An 18,279-nucleotide genomic window follows, 5' to 3' on the forward strand; every position below is an offset into this window, starting at 1 on the left:
AATCCTTCTGGGAAAACCCCTTTCGTCCTTGGCTTGTGTCCGCCCGCCATCCTAGAAGGCGCGCGCCTTGCATCGGCTGTGCAACCGCGATGAACCTTTTGTGTGACCCGTGCGACACACCGCCGATACAGAACATGCCTAGAAGCGCGAAATCGTCGAAATTTTGAAGCGATTTTTCCGTTTCAACGCATTGGTAACCGCCTCGTGCACAGATGCAGAAAGCTCAACAAGAGATGACTTCCGTGAAAGCAGCGCTTCTGTCCTTTGCCATGCTCTCCGCCATCGTGCTTTGCGGTCTGGGTATCTATGCCGCCGACGCGGCAAACAACCACAATGCGGTCGACGGCTACGGCGTCACCGCTTCCTTGCGCTAAAGCCGCAACGTCTTCGCGTTCTCGGACGCGGGCGCTCAAGCTTCCTTTATCGTGATTTCCAGGATGCGTTTGTCCGCGCCGTCCACGACGAGCGCGGTCAGCATGCCTGATTGCCAGGCAAGCGTGTCCACATTGACGCGGTTGGCCATCACTTCCGCTTCCGGCACCGGCGTGTGGCCGTGCACCACGATCTTCGGGAAGAGGCCGGTGTAATCGTGGAAAACGTCGCGGATCCAGATCAGGTCCTGCGGGTTCTGCTTTTCCAGCGGGATCCCCGGCCTGATGCCGGCATGGCAGAAGAAGAAGTCATCGAACGCTACCGAAAAAGGCAGCGATCGCAGGAAATCGACATGGCTAGGTGGCATTGCCTCGAGCAGCGCCGCATGTCTTCGTCTCAGCGTTTCCGTCTTGCCGAACCAGCTGGCATCGGCGGCGAGTGACACACCATAGGACAGCGCCGTCTGCACGCCGCCATAGCGCATGAAAAGGCCTTCCGGGTCAGGGGTTCCCAGAAAATCGAGAAAGCCGATATCGTGGTTGCCGGCGAGCATCAGATTTCGCGGATCGCGTTCGCGCGCCTCGATCAGAAAGTCGATGACGCCCTTGGAGTCCGGCCCGCGGTCGACATAATCGCCGAGGTGGATCACCCGCCAGTCGCGAACTGGTTCCCATTGCAGCTCGCTCTCGATCCGCCGGTGCATGGCGGCCAGCAGGTCGAGCCGGCCATGCACATCGCCGATCGCGTAGAGCCGCATGCCGTCTGGCCCATGCGCGTCGAGAAAATGGATGCCCGGTTCCGCCAACTCTCGCTGTTCTCCGTGGTCAGGTCGTCACCCGAAGCTTAGCGCCGGAGCTGGTCCTTGCCCATGTCGGTGACCAGACGCTTTCCGCACAGCGCCAGCGTGATGTCCATCTCCTTGCGGATGATTTCCAAGGCTTTGGTAACCCCTTCCTTGCCGAGCGCACCCAAGCCGTAGAGAAATGGCCGGCCGATATAGGTGCCCTTGGCGCCGAGGCAGAGCGCTTTCAACACGTCCTGGCCGGAGCGGATGCCGCCATCCATATGCACCTCTATTTTGTCACCGACCGCGTCCGCAATCTCCTCCAGCGCCATGATCGAGGACGACGCGCCGTCGAGCTGGCGTCCGCCATGGTTGGAAACGATGATCGCGTCGGCTCCGGTCTTGGCCGCCATCAGCGCGTCTTCCTTGTCGAGAATGCCTTTCAGGATCAGCTTGCCGCCCCAGCGTTCCTTGATCCAGGCGACATCCTTCCACGACAGATGCGGATCGAACTGCTCCGTCGTCCATGACGACAGCGAGGCCACGTCGCCGACGCCCTTGGCGTGTCCGACGATGTTGCGGAAAGTGCGGCGCTTGGTGCCGGCCATGCCCAGGCACCAGCGCGGCCGGATGGCCATGTCGATGATGTTGGTAAGCGTCATGCGGGGCGGCGCGGTCAACCCGTTGCGGACATCCTTGTGGCGCTGGCCGAGGATCTGCAGGTCGAGCGTCAGCACCAGCGCCGAGCATTTCGCCGCCTTCGCCCGGTCGATCAAATTGACCACGAAATCCTTGTCGCGCAGGACATAGAGCTGGAACCAGAACGGTTTCTTCGTCACCGAGGCGACATCCTCGATCGAACAGATGCTCATCGTCGAGAGCGTGAACGGTACGCCGAATTCCTCGGCCGCCTGGGCCGCCAGCATCTCGCCATCGGCGTGCTGCATGCCGGTCAGGCCGGTCGGCGCCAAGGCCACCGGCATCGCCACCTTCTGGCCGATCATGGTCGATTCCAGCGAGCGGTTGCTCATGTCGACCAGCACGCGCTGGCGGAACTTGATCTTCTGGAAGTCTTCCTCGTTTGCCCGATAGGTGCTCTCGGTCCAGGCGCCCGAGTCGGCATAGTCGAAGAACATCTTGGGCACGCGCCGGCGCGCGAGGTCCTTGAGGTCCGCGATGGTGAGAATGTCGCTCATGATAGTCCCCGCTTGGTCGAATTGATTAGGTGCGTCCGCGTGCTGGTTCGGTATCGCCGGCTTCCGAGCGCTGCCGCAGCCGCAGCCGCGACACGCGTTGCCAGTCGCCGCTGCGCTCCGCCTCGGCCATCGACCGCTCGACATAGGTGATGTGATCCATCGCCGCCTGGCGGGCGCCGGCCGGGTCGCCGGCCTTCACCGCGGCGTGGATCGCGCGGTGTTGTGCAAGCAGGGCCTCGCGTGCGCCAGGTACGGTGAAGACCAGCAACCGGTTCTGGAACACGCCTTCCGACAGCAGCCGATAGCAGGATCGCAACGTGTGCAGCAGCAGGATGTTGTGCGCGCATTCGCAGATCGCCTGATGGAATTCGACGTCGATTTCGGCCTCGTCGTCGAAATCGCCGGTGCGATCCGCCTGGTCCATGCGTGCCATGATGCGGTCGAGCAGCGCGAGATCCTCCGGCGTGGCGCGCCGCGCCGCATATTCGGCGGCTATGCCTTCGATCTCGCGGCGGTATTCCAGATAGTCGGTGACCGCCTTGCGATGCATCGAAATCAGGTCCGCCACCGGTTTAGTGAACAGCTGGCCGATGATGTCTGCGACATGCGTGCCGCCGCCGGCCTTGGTCGTCAAAAGCCCGCGCCCTTCGAGCGCCTTCAGGGCATCGCGCAGGATCGGCCGCGATACGTCGAACTGGCGTGCCAGTTCGCGCTCGCCGGGCAGCCGGTCGCCGGTGCGCAGCACGCCTTCGAGGATGAGGCTCTCGATCTGCTGCACGACCTCGTCGGCGGTGCGCGAATGCTCGATCCTGGAAAAAATATCGCTCAACAGAATGCCTGGAAGGTGAAAACGGTGTCGCGCAGGATAAAGCCTGCGTCGCCAACTGGTCAAATTATTTATCCAATTGGCCGAGGCGGGTCGGTTTTGCCGCACGGCGCCATATCGTCTTCGGCTAAACTTTGCTGTTTGCGTCACCAGCCTATTGGTCCTAGAGGGACGCAACTACAAGAGGGGTTCAAAGAAACCCGGGGAACTAGCCGTGTCAGACGACCCGTCCAATCTCGAGTTCCAGCCGCGCGCCCAAGGCAGTGTCATGGGCTTTCCAGCGCATGAAGGCCGGCCCGGCGCGCTGGGTGAGGTGCATGCCCGGCCGCATCCGCTGATCCAAAAGCCGCGCGTCCTGATCCAGCTTGCCTTCATGACCGAGGGCGGCTCCAGCGTCGATCATGCCGTCCTTTCCGAGCTGTCGCGGCGGCTCGGCATCGCCGCGCCCGATCGCCAGGCCCGCCATCATGCCATGAAGTCGGGCAAGGGCTCGCTGCGTTGGGAACGGCACACGGAATTCTCGACCTATCTGTGGGAGGGGCCGCTTTCCGAAAACGGCAGGACGCAGGAGGACTCGCCCTTCGGCAACGGCTTTTCGCCGCCGGGAACCGTCATCTCCGGCATCCGCCTGGAAATCCGCAAGTGGACGCAGGCGAGTGAGCGGCTGATCGCCGCTTTCGACCCGACCAGCCTGTGCTACTCGCTGGTCGAACGCGGCAATGCGGCAATAGTCACCGATTTCCGCCAGGACGGCGACGGTATGACGCGCATCCTGGTGCTCGATCGCGGTCTGACTCCGGCGCGCACCGGAGCGCTGTCGCAGCGGCTGATCGACATCGAGACCTACCGCACGCTCGCCATGCTCGGCCTGCCGCTGGCGCTTACCCTGTCCGGCCGCGCCCGCCGCATCGAGGACAGGCTCGCCCAGACCACGCTGGAAATGAAGGTCGCCGAGACCCGCGACAGCCAGACGCTGCTCGCCGACTTGACCGAATTGGCCGCGGAACTGGAAGCGGACGCGGCATCGAGCCTCTATCGCTTCGGCGCCAGCCGCGCCTATGACGGCATCGTCGTCGAGCGGCTGGAGGCGCTCGAGGAGGAAGCCGTGCCCGGCTATGACACCTGGGGCGGGTTCCTGCAGCGGCGCGTTGCACCGGCCATGCGCACCTGCCGGTCGGTCGAGGAGCGGCAAGCCAATCTGTCGCGCAAGCTGACCCGCGCCACCACGCTGCTGCGCACCTGGGTCGATGTCGAGGTCGAGAAGCAGAACCGCGACCTGCTCGCCTCGATGAACAACCGCGCCCGCCTGCAACTGCGCCTGCAGCAGACCGTCGAAGGCCTCTCGGTCGCCGCCGTCTCCTACTACGTGGTCGGCCTCATCGGCTATGTCGCCAAGGGCGCCTCGATTTTCGGCCATGCCTTCGCGCCCGAAATCGTCACCGCCGCGTCGGTGCCGGTCGCCATTCTGCTGGTCTGGTGGGGCGTGCGCCGCGTGCGCCAGATGCATTCCGAGCCCGGCAAGCACCCGGGCGAATAGCGGCGCCCCTTACCCTCCCACTTGTGGGGAGGGTCGGCTCATGATCGCAGCAAAGCGAAGATCGTGAGACGGGGTGGGGGGCATCATAAAGCGCCGCGCCGACCCCCAACCCGCTCACTTCGTTCGCGACCCTCCCCACAAGGGGGAGGGTGAGACAGCGGCAGATTGCCGCTGCGGAAGCTTGTCCCCACCTTGGGGCGTGTGTCTCCGCCCCGGCAGTATTTGCAACCATCGCGCTTCACTGGTAAAAGATTTTGACCAGTCAAGCGAAATGAGGCTGCTGATGTCCGGCCTTGCCATGCCGAAACCAGACGACGCCACGATGCGCCGGCGCGACGAGATCGTCGCCGACATGCGCATCATCGTGCCGGGCGAAGGCGTGGTCGATGCAGCCAACGCCATGCGGGCTTTCGAGAGCGATGGCCTGACCGCTTACCGCCAACTGCCGCTGGTGGTGGTGCTGCCCGAAACGGTGGCGCAGGTTTCCAGGGTGCTGAAATACTGCAACGACCGCAACATCCGCGTCGTGCCGCGGGGTTCCGGCACCTCGCTGTCGGGCGGCGCGCTGCCGCTCGAGGACGCGGTGCTGCTGGTCATGAGCCGCTTCAACCGCATCCTTGCGATCGACTACCCCAATCGCATCGTCGTTGCCCAGCCGGGCGTCACCAATCTTGGCATCACCACCGCCGTCGAGCAGGAGGGCTTCTACTATGCCCCCGATCCATCCTCCCAGATCGCCTGCTCGATCGGCGGCAATGTCGCGGAGAATTCCGGCGGCGTGCACTGCCTGAAATACGGCCTCACCGCCAACAATGTGCTCGGCATCGAGATGGTGCTGATGAGCGGCGAAGTGGTGCGGCTCGGCGGCAATCATCTCGATGCGGAAGGCTACGACCTGCTAGGCGTCATGACCGGCTCGGAAGGCTTGCTCGGCGTCGTCACCGAGGTCACCGTGCGCATCCTGAAGAAGCCGGAGACGGCGCGCGCGCTGCTGATCGGCTTCCCGACCAGCGAGCAGGGCGGCCAGTGCGTCGCCGACATCATCGGCGCCGGCATCATTCCGGGCGGCATGGAGATGATGGACCGGCCGGCGATCCACGCAGCCGAGGATTTCGTCCATGCCGGCTATCCCCTCGATGTCGAGGCACTGCTGATCGTCGAGCTCGACGGACCGGGCGTCGAGGTCGATCATCTCATCACCGCGGTCGAGGCAATCGCCATCCGCAACGGTTCGACCACCTGCCGCATCTCGCAGTCGGAGCAGGAGCGGCTGAGCTTCTGGGCTGGCCGCAAGGCGGCATTTCCGGCGGTGGGCCGCATTTCGCCCGACTATTACTGCATGGACGGCACCATCCCACGCAAGGAATTGCCACGCGTGCTGGCCGGCATGCGCGAGCTGTCGGAAAAATATGGTCTCGGCGTTGCCAATGTCTTTCACGCTGGCGATGGCAATCTGCACCCGCTGATCCTCTACGATGCCAACGTGCCGGGCGAACTCGACAAGGCCGAAAGCTTCGGCGCCGACATATTGCGGCTCTGCGTCAAGGTCGGCGGCGTGCTGACAGGCGAACACGGTGTGGGGGTCGAGAAGCGAGACCTGATGCCCGAGATGTTCAACCAGGTCGACCTCGACCAGCAAATGCGCGTCAAATGCGCCTTCGATCCCAACCACCTGCTCAATCCGGGAAAAGTGTTCCCGCAGCTTCGCCGCTGCGCTGAGCTTGGACGCATGCATATTTCGGGCGGCAAGCTGCCGTTTCCGGACATTCCGAGGTTTTGAAGGGCATGTCGGTGCGTGAACACCCCCCTCTGTCCTGCCGGACATCTCCCCCGCAAGGGGGGAGATCGGATGTCGCGTGGGGTTTCGCTAATCTCCAGCGCTGCCAGCGAGGTGAGTGGCTGAAGCTGCCAATCTCCCCCCTTGCGGGGGAGATGTCCGGCAGGACAGAGGGGGGTGCGAAGGAACGCGGCGTTTCCGCATTCGAGGGCGCGGTCTCTTCATGACCACCTTCACCCCCACGACGTCTGACGAAGTCCTCTCCACCGTCGCTTGGGCGGTGGCGGAAGAGGCGCCGCTCGAAATCATCGGCCATGGCTCCAAGCGGGGCATCGGCCGTCCGCTGCAGACCGAGCATACGCTCGACCTGTCGAAACTCACCGGCGTCACCCTCTATGAACCCGCCGAGCTGGTGCTGTCGGCAGAGGCCGGCACGGCGCTGGCCGGCATCGAGAAGCTGCTGGCGGAAAACGGCCAGCAGCTCGCTTTCGAACCGATGGATTACGGCCCGCTGCTCGGTGGCGAGCCGGGCAGAGGCACCATCGGTGGCGTGCTCGGCGCGAACCTGTCCGGTCCGCGCCGGTTGAAGGCCGGTGCCGCGCGCGACCATATCCTCGGCATCAATGTGGTGTCCGGCCGGGGCGAGGAATTCAAGTCGGGCGGCCGCGTGGTCAAGAATGTCACCGGTTACGATCTGTCGAAGCTGATGGCCAACAGCTGGGGCACATTGGCCGTGTTCACCGATGTCACCTTCAAGGTGCTGCCCGCGGCCGAGACCGAGGTCACGCTCGCGGTGCGTGGCCTGCTCGACGACGCGGCCGCCGCTGCCATGGCCCTGGCGCTCGGCTCCAGCGCCGAAGTGTCGAGCGCCGCCCATCTGCCGGAGCGCGTTGCCGCGCGTGTCACCGGCGGCGCTCTCGGCAGCGATGCGGCCACACTGTTGCGGGTCGAGGGCTTCGGCCCGTCCGTCGCCTATCGCATCGCCGCGCTGAAGACGCTGCTCGGCAAGGCCGGACCGCTGGAGGAGATTTCCGGCGACGTTTCGCGGCAGATCTGGCGCGATGTGCGCGACTGCAGGCCGTTCGCCGACGGCAGCGAGAAACCGGTCTGGCGCGTCTCGATGACGCCTTCCCAGGGGCATCAAATGGTTCTGACCTTGCGCATGCAGGCCGCCGTCAGCGCGTTCTATGACTGGCAGGGCGGACTGGTGTGGCTGCGCATGGAAGAGGGCGATCCGGAGGCCGCCCTGCTGCGCGGTTTGTTGCGCAAACATGGCGGCGGCCATGCGACGCTGGTGCGCGCGGCACCTGCCCATCGTGCCGCGCTGCCGGTGTTCGAGCCGCAGTCGCCGGCGCTTGCCGCACTGAGCCGGCGGCTGAAGCAGGAATTCGACCCGAAGAACATCCTCAATCCCGGCCGCATGGCACAGGACTAACGCGATGCAGACCAATTTCTCGCTTGCCCAGCTTGCCGATCCCGATGTCGCGGAATCGGAGAAGATCCTGCGCAAATGCGTGCATTGCGGCTTCTGCACCGCCACCTGCCCGACCTATGTGACACTTGGCAACGAACTCGATTCACCGCGCGGGCGCATCTACCTGATCAAGGACATGCTGGAAAACGGCCGACCCGCCGACAAGGAGATCGTCACCCATATCGACCGCTGCCTATCGTGCCTGGCCTGCATGACCACCTGTCCGTCGGGCGTCAACTACATGCATCTGGTCGACCATGCCCGCGCCCATATCGAGGAGACCTACAGGCGGCCGCTGCTCGACCGCCTGACCCGCGCCATGCTGGCCTTCGTCCTGCCCTATCCCCAGCGCTTTCGCGCGGCGCTCAAGCTGGCCAAGCTGGGCAAGCCGTTTATCGGCCTGTTCGAGAAGGTCCCGGCGCTGAAGCCGCTTGGCGCCATGCTCAAGCTCGCGCCGGCGTCGATCCCGGCAGCTTCGCCGATGGCCTCGCCAGGCATCCATGCCGGGCAGGGGACGAAAAAGGGCCGTGTCGCCATCCTCACCGGTTGCGCGCAGTCGGTGCTCGATCCCGCCATCAACGACACGACCATTTCGCTGCTGAGGCGGCTCGGCGTCGAGGTCGTGGTGCCTCCGGACGAGGGCTGCTGCGGCGCACTAGTCCACCATATGGGACGCGAAGAGGCAGCCCTTGCCTCGGCCCGGCAGAACGTCGATGCCTGGACGCGCGCCATCGACCAGGGCGGTCTCGACGCCATCATCATCACCGCGTCGGGTTGCGGCACGACGATCAAGGACTATGGCTTCATGCTGCGCCTCGATCCGGCCTATGCCGAAAAGGCCGCGCTTGTGTCGGCGCTGGCCAAGGACATCACCGAATATCTGGCCGACTTTGACATGCCTGACCCTGTGCGCAAGCCGGGCACGGTCGTTGCCTATCACTCCGCCTGCTCGATGCAGCATGGCCAGAAGATCACGCGTCAGCCGAAAGAGCTGCTGACCAAGGCCGGCTTCGTCGTCCGCGAGCCGCGCGAGGGCCATCTCTGCTGCGGTTCGGCCGGCACCTACAACATCCTGCAGCCCGAGATTTCGGCAAAACTGCGCGACCGCAAGGTGAAAAACATCGAGGCAACGGGCGCCTCGATCGTCGCCACCGGCAACATCGGCTGCATCACGCAGATCGCGTCCGCTGCCAGGATGCCAGTGGTGCACACGGTAAAACTGTTGGACTGGGCCTATGGCGGACCGAAGCCGGAAGGCGTTCTTGACGAGAACCTGATCGCGGCGAAGTAGGGCCGCGCTCGGCGGTTACTCCGCCGCCAGCCTGTCGGCTGTGCCGTAAGTCGCTTCGTAGAGCGCGCGCTGGCGGCTGAGCGCCACCATCGTGTTGCGCAGCAGGATCGCCACCGTGATCGGACCGACGCCGCCCGGCACCGGCGTGATCCAGGAGGCGACCTCGCGCACGCTTTCTGTGTCGACATCGCCGACGATGCGGCTCGTCCCGTCCGGCCCGATCTCGGAATTGATGCCGATGTCGATGACGGCAGCACCCGGCTTGACCATGTCGGCCTTGATCAGCCGTGGCTTGCCGACCGCAACGAACAGCGCATCGGCGCGCCGCGCATGCGCTGCGACCGACCGCGTCATGTGGTGGCAGACGGTCACCGTCGCGCCTTCGCTCATCAGCAGGAACGCAATCGGCTTGCCGACGATTTCGGAATGACCGACGACCACGACCTCCAGCCCCTTGAGATCGAGGCCGGTTTCCTTGAGCAGCTCGACCGAGGCGGCCGCCGTGCAGGGCGCGAGATCGAGCTGGTTGTAGACGATGTTGCCGATCGAGGCCGGGTGCATGCCCTCGACGTCCTTGAGCGGATGCACCGCCGCTTGCAGCGTCTTGATCGGGATATGGGCGGGCACGGGCCGCTGGATGATGATGCCGGTGACGCGCGGATCGGCGTTCAGGCCGTGGATGGCTGCCTCCAGTTCACCCGACGTGATGGTGGCGGGAAAACGCCGTTCCTCGAAATCGATGCCGGCGAGCTCGGCCTTGGCGCGCTGGTTGCGCACATAGACATCGACCGCATCGGTATCGCCGACGGTGATCGAGATCAGCTTCGGCGGAAAACCCTCGGCTTTGGCAATCGCCGCATCCTCGCGCACGGCGGCGATGATGCGCTGGGCAACCGGGCCGCCCTTGAGATAGCGGTTGTCATCGGACAGGGGCATGGGGGAACTCTTTTGTCTGGTTGCGCTCCCATAGCAAAGGAACATCGAAAATGGCAGCACGAAAGCGAACCACCATGCCCTCGGCGCGACGTCGGGCGCAGTCTTGCCTGGGTGTTGGCTCGGTTTTCACAGGAAAACGGAAAGGGCAGCGCGGTTTCCCGTGCTGCCCTTCCTGACGGCCGCATCCCCATACGGCCCGTCCCCCGTTATCTCCTGCACTGGCCCTTAAAAGCTCAATGCTTTGCCGGCCAAGTGATTCGCGAGCACTGTTATATCACCTCGACCGTGGTTCCGACATTGACCCGCTCATAGAGGTCGACCACGTCCTCGTTGCGCATGCGGATGCAGCCCGACGACACCGCGCCGCCGATCGTCCACGGCTGGTTGGTACCGTGGATGCGGTACTCGGTCGTGCCGAGATAGAGCGCGCGCGCCCCGAGCGGGTTCTCCATGCCGCCGGCCAGATAGGTCGGCAGATAGCGGCCCTTGGCGGCTTCGCGCTTGATCATCTGCGCTGGCGGGCGCCAGTCCGGCCACTCGCGCTTGTTGGTGATCTTGTGCGTGCCCGACCATTCGAAGCCTGGCTTGCCGGTGCCGACGCCATAGCGCCGCGCCTTGCCGTTCTTCTCGATCAGGAACAGGAAATTCTGCGTCGTGTCGATGACGATCGTGCCTGGCTTCTGCGGGCCGTCATAGGCGACTTCCTGCGGCAGGTAGATCGGGTTGATCTGCGGGCGCATGGCCACGCGCTTGGCCGGAGCCTGCACGGCTGCCGTCCGCACACGGTCGGGCTGCGCCGGCTGCGCGGAGCGCAGGCGCGGCTGCTGCACGACCTGGCGGTTCTGCCGCACGATGCCGGGCGCATTGCCAAGCTGCAGCACCCAAGGGGCGGAAAGGTCGGGGCTGACCATCACCGGCGGCCTGTCGGCATAGCGGTCGTCAGCGGCTGAGGGCGTGACGCCGGAGGCAAACACAGCCATGGCGCCGAGCACGGGAAACAAAACTCTCTTCATCGGGAACGCACCCTTGATCGTCTGATAAAACCGGGTGGAAACGACCTCCCGGTTCAGCGATCATTGGCGCGCAAGCAGCAACCGAAACATGAATCGGAATGCGTAAAATGCGGTTCTGTCAGTAAACCTTTTGGTGTGGTTACCGCCGGGTTCAGGAATCTGGTAAAGCCGCAGTAAATGCAGCGCAAGCGCATTAACGAACGGATTTGGGCCAATGGAAAAAGACAATACCGGCCTGCTCGCCGGTCCCGACGGTGTCGCGCGCTGCTTCTGGCATGGCAACCTGCCCGACTATCTGCACTATCATGACCATGAATGGGGCCGGCCGGTGTCGGACGACCGCAGGCTGTTCGAAAAGATCTGCCTTGAAGGTTTCCAGTCGGGCCTGTCGTGGCTGACCATACTGCGCAAGCGCGAGAATTTTCGCGAGGCCTTCGCTGGCTTCGACTTCGACAAGATCGCCGCCTTCACCGACAAGGATGTCGAGCGCCTGCTTGGCAATGCCGGCATCATCCGCCATCGCGGCAAGATCGTCTCGACCATCAACAACGCCAAGCGTGCCCGCGAAATGGTGGACGAGTTCGGCTCGCTGGCCGCCTGGTTCTGGAAGTTCGAACCCGGCAAGGACGAGCGACCCAGGATCGTCGACCTAGCCCATCTGCGCGCCAACCCGACCACGGCGGTCTCGGTGCGGATTTCGAAGGAATTGAAGAAGCGCGGCTGGAGTTTTGTCGGCCCGACCACGGTCTACGCCTTCATGCAGGCCATGGGCCTGGTCAACGACCACCTCGAGGGTTGTGTTTGCCGCAAGGAGGTCGAGAAGGAGAGGAAGGCTTTTAAGCGGCCGAAATAGGGCTCAGGTGCCGTTGATGCTGGCCAGGAACAGGCCGGCGACGATCGCAACCACCGTGGCCAACGTCGGGTAGATCACCAGCAGGCCGGTCACCAATGCATCGCGCATCGAAGGCCCCTTGCCGATATCGGCCGGTATCTCGAATGGCCCGGCGGGCCGGCCAGCCATCTTCGGAGCGCGGATGTCGGCCGGGCGCAAGCGCGCCGGCAGCTCGCCGGCATCGCTGTTGGCATGGAATTTCGCTGTGCTGGTCATGTCCCGAACCCCTTCGTGTGGTGCGCTATATCGGCCGCGATTGTGTCGGCACGATGCCGTGCTCATGGCAGGACTGTTTCATTTTTGGTTCGTTTTTGTTTCAATCGTTTTCCTTCTCCCCTTGTGGGAGAAGGCAGAGGCGCTGACCCTTGCCGGTCCCGGCTGCATCGGTTAGGACACGCGCACTCAAAATAAGTCATCATTTACCTAGCAAAAAGACCCATCTCATGGCCGACAAATCGGAAAAGACGAAAGCGCGGCTGCCGCGCGGTTTTGCCGACCGCAGCGCCGAGGATATCCGCGCCGTCGAGAAGATGATGGCGACGATCCGCTCGGTCTATGAGCTTTATGGTTTCGAACCGGCCGACCAGCCGTTGATCGAATACACCGACGCGCTGGGCAAATTTTTGCCCGACCAGGACCGGCCGAACGAGGGCGTGTTCTCGTTCCAGGACGATGACGAGCAGTGGCTGTCGCTGCGCTATGACCTGACCGCGCCGACGGCGCGCTTCGTCGCCGAGAATTATGAGCGCCTGCCGAAGCCTTACCGCAGCTACCGCTCCGGCTGGGTGTTCCGCAACGAGAAGCCGGGCCCCGGCCGCTTCCGCCAGTTCATGCAGTTCGACGCCGACACGATCGGCACGCCGGGTGTCGCGGCGGACGCCGAGATGGCGATGATGATGGCGGATGTCATGGAAGCGCTCGGCATCAAGCGCGGCGACTACGTCATCCGCGTCAACAACCGCAAGGTGCTGGACGGCGTGCTGGAGGCGATCGGCCTTGGCGGCGACGACAATGCCGGCCGCCGGCTGACCGTGCTGCGCGCCATCGACAAGCTGGACAAGCTCGGTCCGGAAGGCGTGAGGCTCCTGCTTGGCCCGGGGCGCTGGGATGGCGGCAAGGAAGGCGAGGGAGATTTCGCCAAGGGTGCCGGGCTTAGTGAGCAATCGATCTCGATTCTGGAACCAATTTTGTTTTTCAAGCGGAATGCCGAAACAATAACAATTGCAATCGAGGGCGATGAGCCAAACAATCCAAGATTTGAGGAAATCACCAGGGATCAACTTCGGACGAAGAAGCACACAGCCAAAGCTCAGGAGATCATCGATCTCTATGGGGCTGAGAACGCCAGCGCCCTCGGATACATCAGGGCGGTCTTCTTCAAGGTCGGCGGTGATTTCTCTGCAAACATGTCTTCATATGACGGATATCGAGAGCTATGTGACATAGCTGCCATGGCCCATGCTGCTGAGTATGGGGCGGATCGTGTCCTTATCGACCCCTCCGTCGTGCGCGGCCTCGAATACTACACCGGCCCGGTCTTCGAGGCCGAGCTTCTGGCCGAAATTCCCAATGAAGACGGCCAGATCGTGCGCTTCGGCTCGGTCGGTGGTGGCGGCCGTTATGATGGCCTGGTCTCGCGCTTCCGTGGCGAGCCGGTGCCGGCGACCGGTTTCTCCATTGGCGTCTCCAGGCTGATGACTGCGCTGAAGAACCTCGGCAAGCTCGACAGCGCCGATGTGATCGCGCCGGTCGTCGTGCTGGTGATGGACAAGGACACCGACAGCCTCGGCCGTTACCAGAAGATGGTGAGCGAACTGCGCGCCGCCGGCATTCGTTCCGAGATGTATCTCGGCGGCGCCGGCATGAAGGCGCAGCTCAAATATGCCGACCGGCGCGGCTGCCCGGTCGCAATCATCCAGGGCGGCGACGAACGCGCCAAGGGTGAACTGCAGATCAAGGACCTGATCGAAGGCGCGCGCATGTCGGCCGAGATCACCGACAACGCCGAATGGCGCGCCGCGCGCCCGGCGCAGGTGACGGTGGCGGAAAGCGAGCTGGTCGCCGAGGTGAGGCGGATATTGGCGGCGCAGGCTGCCGATCGTGCAAAGGGTGGCGCTTGAACACCCCCCTCTGGCCTGCCGGCCATCTCCCCCGCAAGGGGGGAGATTGGATGTTCCGTAGGCCTTCGCCAATCTCCACCGTCGAAGAAGAGGCGCCGTGTCTCAAGCTGCCGATCTCCCTCCTTGCGGGGGAGATGGCCGGCAGGCCAGAGGGGGGTGCCTCGCGCCCATCCTGTCCATGACCTCCCGCTACCCCGCCATCTCAGCCGACATCACCAGCCTCTTCGCCACCCGCAACACGCATGCGGTCGAGGTTGCCATCCTGCAGCCGGCCGATCCTTTCCTCGACATGGCCGGCGAGGATCTGCGGCGGCGCATCTTCCTTACCGAGAGCGAGACCGGGCAGACGCTGTGCCTGCGGCCGGAATTCACCATTCCGGTCTGTCTCGACCATATAAGTTCGCAGGCCGGCACGCCGCGCCGCTATTCCTATCTGGGCGAGGTGTTTCGCCAGCGCCGCGAAGGCGGCAACGAGTTTTTCCAGGCCGGCATCGAGGATCTCGGCGACCGCGACACGGCCGAGGCCGATGCGCGCTCCGTGGCCGACGCGTATGCTTTGTTGTCGCTGGTGCTGCCCGGCCGTTCCCTGGCGGTCACGCTCGGCGACCAGGCTATTTTCGAGGCCGTGCTCGCCGCCCTTGGGTTGCCGCGTGGCTGGCGCATGCGGCTTGCCCGCGCCTTCGGCTCGGCGCCGATGTTTGAGGCCGCCCTCGCCGATCTCGCCAATCCACCGCGCAACAGCCAACTCTCCGGCGATGTCGCAGCGCTTGTCCTCGACGGCGATGTCGAAGGCCTTTCGGCGCACATCGCCGGCGGCATGGAGGAGGCCGGCCTGTCGGCGTCGGCCGGGCGCTCGCCCACGGACATTGCACGGCGGCTGATCGAAAAGGCCGAGTTGCGCAGCGTGCGGCTGTCGAACGAGGCTTTCGCGGCGCTCAAGAACTTTCTGGCCATCGATGTGCCGCTCGATGGCGCGGCCCAGGCGCTGGAGAGCTTCGCCGCCGGTGCCGATCTTTCGCTGGGGGCGGCGCTGGAAAAGTTCGCGGCACGCGCCAGGGCGATCGAGGCGCATGGCTTGCCGGTGGGAACAATCCGCTACGATGCCGCTTTCGGCCGACCGCTCGACTACTACACCGGTGTGGTCTTCGAAATCGCGGCGCGGGATGGCGAGCGCCCCCTGGCCGGCGGCGGCCGCTACGACCGGTTGCTGACGCTGCTCGGCGCCAAGACCGCGATCCCTGGCGTCGGCTTTTCGGTCTGGCTCGACCGCATCGAGGCGTTGCGGGAGACGGCACCATGATCACGTTGGCCATCCCCTCGAAGGGTCGGCTGAAGGAGCAGGCGCTGGAGGTGCTGGCCAGGGCTGGCCTCGCCGTCAGCCTGCCCGGCGACGAGCGCTCCTATCGCGCCCGCATCGAGGGCGCGGAAGGCATCGAGGTTGCCCTGCTGTCGGCTTCCGAGATAGCTGGCGAGATCGGCCAGGGCACGGTCGATCTCGGCATCACCGGCGAGGACCTCGTGCGCGAGAACCTCGCCGACTGGGAGGCGCGCGTGGAAATCGTCGCCCGTCTCGGCTTCGGCCATGCCGATGTCGTGGTGGCGGTGCCCGATATATGGCTCGACGTCGACACCATGGCCGATCTCGATGACGTCGCCGCCGATTTCCGCCAGCGCCACGGCCGGCGGCTGCGCATCGCCACCAAATATTGGCGGCTGACCCAGCAGTTCTTTTCGCAGAAGCACGGCATCCAGGTCTATCGCATCGTCGAAAGCCTCGGCGCCACCGAAGGCGCGCCGGCGGCTGGCCTCGCCGATGTCATCGTCGACATCACCACGTCAGGCTCGACGCTGCGCGCCAATCACCTCAAGGTGCTGGGCGACGGCGTTGTCCTGAAGTCGCAAGCCTGCCTGGTGTCGTCGAAGAAGCCGCGTGCGGCGGCCGATGAAGCCCTGCTGCGCGACATCGCGTCGAAGATGAGCGCCCTCCTCCCTCCTCCTTGAAGGGCAGGTGACTTGAAAGTCAGCCGCTGAAGGCGGACAGCGGCTCGCTGCGGCAGTGCGCGGCCCCAGCACCTCCCTACCATCGGCGGGATTTCCACCGTCCCGGCGGGCTGATAGGTTTGGGTTCGTCCTGGGAGGATACAGCGATGCCGGTCAATCTCGACGAGCTGAAGAACGCCACCAATCTGCGTGGCCGCGCCGCTCGCAATGGCAATGCCTTCGTGGCCCCTGTCGATGGCAAGGCGCATGTCTCCGGCGAGCGCACGCCGCCGCTGCTCAAGGAGACGATCCCCGCGCTGTTCTCCGACACCGCCAGCAAATTTGCCACGCAAGATGCCGCCGTCTTCGTTGGCCAGGACAAGCGCTTCACCTGGAGCGAACTGTCGGACACGGTGGATGCGCTGGCCGCCGGCTTCCTGGCGCTGGGACTGGAAAAGGGCGACCGCGTCGGCATCTGGTCGCCAAACCGCTGGGAGTGGCTGGTGACCCAGTTCGCCACCGCCCGCATCGGCCTGATCCTGGTCAACATCAACCCTGCCTACCGGCTGACCGAACTCGACTATGCGCTGAACAAGGTCGCCTGCAAGGCGCTGGTGACGGCGGCCAGCTTCAAGACCTCCGATTACCTCGGCATGATCGAGACGCTGGCGCCCGAGATCGCCAAGACCGCGCCCGGCAAGCTCAAGGCGCAAAAGCTGCCGGCGCTGAAAATCGTCATCCGTATGGGCGAGGAGAACTCGCCCGGCATGTTCAATTTCGGCGACGTGCTGGCCATGGCCGGCCGCGACGAGCATGACAGTCTCGACCGCATTTCCGAGGGGCTGAAGCCCGGCGATGCCATCAACATCCAGTTCACCTCGGGCACCACGGGCGCGCCCAAGGGCGCGACGCTGACCCATTCGAACATCGTCAACAACGGCAATTTCGTCACTTCGGCGATCAAATTGACCGTCGATGACCGGCTGTGCATCCCGGTGCCGCTCTATCACTGCTTCGGTATGTCGATGGGCACGATGGGTTGCGTCTCGAAGGGCGCGACCATGGTTTTCCCGGGCGAGGGCTTCGATGCCGGCGCCACGCTGAAAGCCGTGGCGCAGGAACGTTGCACCGGGCTCTATGGCGTGCCGACCATGTTTGTCGGCCTGCTCGATCATCCGGATTTCCAATCCTTCGATCTCTCCAGCCTGCGCACCGGCATCATGGCCGGCTCGCCATGCCCGATCGAGGTGATGAAGAAGGTCGTGTCGCTGATGCATATGTCGCAGGTGACCATCGCCTACGGCATGACCGAGACCAGCCCGGTGTCGTTCCAGAGCGGCGTCGACGATCCCCTGGAAAAGCGCGTCTCGACCGTCGGGCGCATTCATCCCCATGTCGAGGTCAAGGCCATCGATGCCGACGGCGCCACGGTTGCCGTCGGCGCGCCGGGCGAACTCTGCACCCGCGGCTATTCGGTGATGAAGGGCTATTGGGACGACGATGACAAGACCCGCGAGGCGATCGATAGCGATGGCTGGATGCACACGGGCGACCTCGCCACCATCGATGCCGAGGGCTATTGCAACATCGTCGGCCGGGTCAAGGACATGGTCATCCGCGGCGGCGAGAACGTCTACCCCAGAGAGGTCGAGGAATTCCTCTACCGCCATCCCAAGGTGAGGGAAGTGCAGGTGTTCGGCATTCCCGACACCAAATATGGCGAGGAGCTGTGCGCCTGGATCGTGCTCAAGCCCGGCCAGATCGCCACCGAGCAGGAGATCAGGAACTTCTGCGCCGGCCAGATCGCCCACTACAAGATCCCCCGCCACATCCGCTTCCGCAGCGAATTGCCGATGACGGTGACCGGCAAGCCGCAAAAATTCCTGATGCGTCAGGCGATGGTGGAAGAATTGGGGCTGGTGGCGCAGAAGACGGCGTGAACGGGTGAACGCTTCGATCTGTCGGTGCGCGAATGCAACCGGGTTTGCAGAAACGCACAGGGGCTTGCATGACTGGTTTCGGACGATCGGCGACTTCCTACGCGATGCCGTTGGCCGCCCTGGCGATGGCTGTCGCGGTCA

The 18,279-nt window shown here is 64.3% G+C and carries 16 protein-coding genes; 10 read left to right on the forward strand and 6 right to left on the reverse strand.

Annotated elements, in window-relative coordinates:
- Positions 1-242 precede the first annotated feature (242 nt).
- Positions 243-374: a hypothetical protein gene (locus AC0NIH_RS13420; protein WP_013893872.1), complete on the forward strand. Its 132-nt coding sequence runs from the start codon at positions 243-245 to the stop codon at positions 372-374.
- Between the two features lie 35 nt (positions 375-409).
- Here AC0NIH_RS13420 and AC0NIH_RS13425 read toward each other — a convergent pair whose 3' ends face one another.
- From AC0NIH_RS13425 to AC0NIH_RS13435, 3 genes are read right to left on the reverse strand one after another with little or no spacing between them, the layout of a single operon-like run.
- Entirely contained in the window at positions 410-1,177 is a 768-nt protein-coding gene (locus AC0NIH_RS13425) for a metallophosphoesterase family protein (protein ID WP_473461637.1), read from the reverse strand.
- Between the two features lie 38 nt (positions 1,178-1,215).
- Positions 1,216-2,352, reverse strand: coding sequence for an alpha-hydroxy acid oxidase (locus AC0NIH_RS13430; protein WP_473461639.1), 1,137 nt, complete (start codon positions 2,350-2,352; stop codon positions 1,216-1,218).
- Positions 2,353-2,377: 25 nt separating this feature from the next.
- Positions 2,378-3,181, reverse strand: coding sequence for a FadR/GntR family transcriptional regulator (locus AC0NIH_RS13435; protein WP_023767447.1), 804 nt, complete (start codon positions 3,179-3,181; stop codon positions 2,378-2,380).
- A gap of 211 nt (positions 3,182-3,392) precedes the next feature.
- Between AC0NIH_RS13435 and AC0NIH_RS13440 the strand changes: the two genes are divergently transcribed.
- The 4 genes from AC0NIH_RS13440 (at position 3,393) to glcF (ending at position 9,257) form a co-directional block, all read left to right on the forward strand.
- Positions 3,393-4,715 (forward strand): DUF3422 family protein, encoded by a 1,323-nt coding sequence (locus tag AC0NIH_RS13440; protein WP_473461642.1) that lies wholly within the window; start codon positions 3,393-3,395, stop codon positions 4,713-4,715.
- Positions 4,716-4,998: 283 nt separating this feature from the next.
- Positions 4,999-6,495, forward strand: a complete 1,497-nt coding sequence (locus AC0NIH_RS13445) for an FAD-linked oxidase C-terminal domain-containing protein (RefSeq protein WP_287275718.1) — start codon at positions 4,999-5,001, stop codon at positions 6,493-6,495.
- Positions 6,496-6,715: 220 nt separating this feature from the next.
- Entirely contained in the window at positions 6,716-7,927 is a 1,212-nt protein-coding gene (locus AC0NIH_RS13450) for an FAD-binding protein (protein ID WP_473461645.1), read from the forward strand.
- A 4-nt stretch (positions 7,928-7,931) separates the two neighbouring features.
- A complete protein-coding gene (gene glcF, locus AC0NIH_RS13455) occupies positions 7,932-9,257 on the forward strand; it encodes a glycolate oxidase subunit GlcF (RefSeq protein WP_473461647.1) in 1,326 nt (441 codons plus the stop codon).
- Between the two features lie 15 nt (positions 9,258-9,272).
- Here glcF and AC0NIH_RS13460 read toward each other — a convergent pair whose 3' ends face one another.
- Both AC0NIH_RS13460 and AC0NIH_RS13465 read right to left on the reverse strand, forming a co-directional pair.
- Positions 9,273-10,193: a bifunctional 5,10-methylenetetrahydrofolate dehydrogenase/5,10-methenyltetrahydrofolate cyclohydrolase gene (locus AC0NIH_RS13460; RefSeq protein WP_287275726.1), complete on the reverse strand. Its 921-nt coding sequence runs from the start codon at positions 10,191-10,193 to the stop codon at positions 9,273-9,275.
- 269 nt (positions 10,194-10,462) lie between these two features.
- Complete coding sequence (locus AC0NIH_RS13465) at positions 10,463-11,206, reverse strand: L,D-transpeptidase (RefSeq protein ID WP_287275728.1); 744 nt, start codon at positions 11,204-11,206, stop codon at positions 10,463-10,465.
- Between the two features lie 214 nt (positions 11,207-11,420).
- Between AC0NIH_RS13465 and AC0NIH_RS13470 the strand changes: the two genes are divergently transcribed.
- Entirely contained in the window at positions 11,421-12,059 is a 639-nt protein-coding gene (locus AC0NIH_RS13470; RefSeq protein WP_473461650.1) for a DNA-3-methyladenine glycosylase I, read from the forward strand.
- A 3-nt stretch (positions 12,060-12,062) separates the two neighbouring features.
- On the opposite strand, the gene AC0NIH_RS13475 is transcribed toward AC0NIH_RS13470, so the two are convergent.
- Positions 12,063-12,314, reverse strand: a complete 252-nt coding sequence (locus AC0NIH_RS13475; protein WP_287275733.1) for a hypothetical protein — start codon at positions 12,312-12,314, stop codon at positions 12,063-12,065.
- Positions 12,315-12,541: 227 nt separating this feature from the next.
- Between AC0NIH_RS13475 and hisS the strand changes: the two genes are divergently transcribed.
- The 4 genes from hisS to AC0NIH_RS13495 all read left to right on the forward strand — a co-directional run bounded on the left by hisS (position 12,542) and on the right by AC0NIH_RS13495 (position 18,138).
- Positions 12,542-14,218: a histidine--tRNA ligase gene (hisS, locus tag AC0NIH_RS13480; RefSeq protein WP_473461652.1), complete on the forward strand. Its 1,677-nt coding sequence runs from the start codon at positions 12,542-12,544 to the stop codon at positions 14,216-14,218.
- A 178-nt stretch (positions 14,219-14,396) separates the two neighbouring features.
- Positions 14,397-15,518 (forward strand): ATP phosphoribosyltransferase regulatory subunit, encoded by a 1,122-nt coding sequence (locus AC0NIH_RS13485; protein WP_473461654.1) that lies wholly within the window; start codon positions 14,397-14,399, stop codon positions 15,516-15,518.
- Positions 15,515-16,219: an ATP phosphoribosyltransferase gene (gene hisG / locus AC0NIH_RS13490; RefSeq protein ID WP_473461657.1), complete on the forward strand. Its 705-nt coding sequence runs from the start codon at positions 15,515-15,517 to the stop codon at positions 16,217-16,219. Before AC0NIH_RS13485 ends, hisG begins: the two co-directional genes overlap by 4 nt.
- A 146-nt stretch (positions 16,220-16,365) precedes the next feature.
- Positions 16,366-18,138, forward strand: a complete 1,773-nt coding sequence (locus AC0NIH_RS13495; RefSeq protein WP_473461659.1) for an AMP-binding protein — start codon at positions 16,366-16,368, stop codon at positions 18,136-18,138.
- Positions 18,139-18,279 lie beyond the last annotated feature (141 nt).

It is taken from the genome of Mesorhizobium sp. WSM1386, from assembly GCF_055901595.1.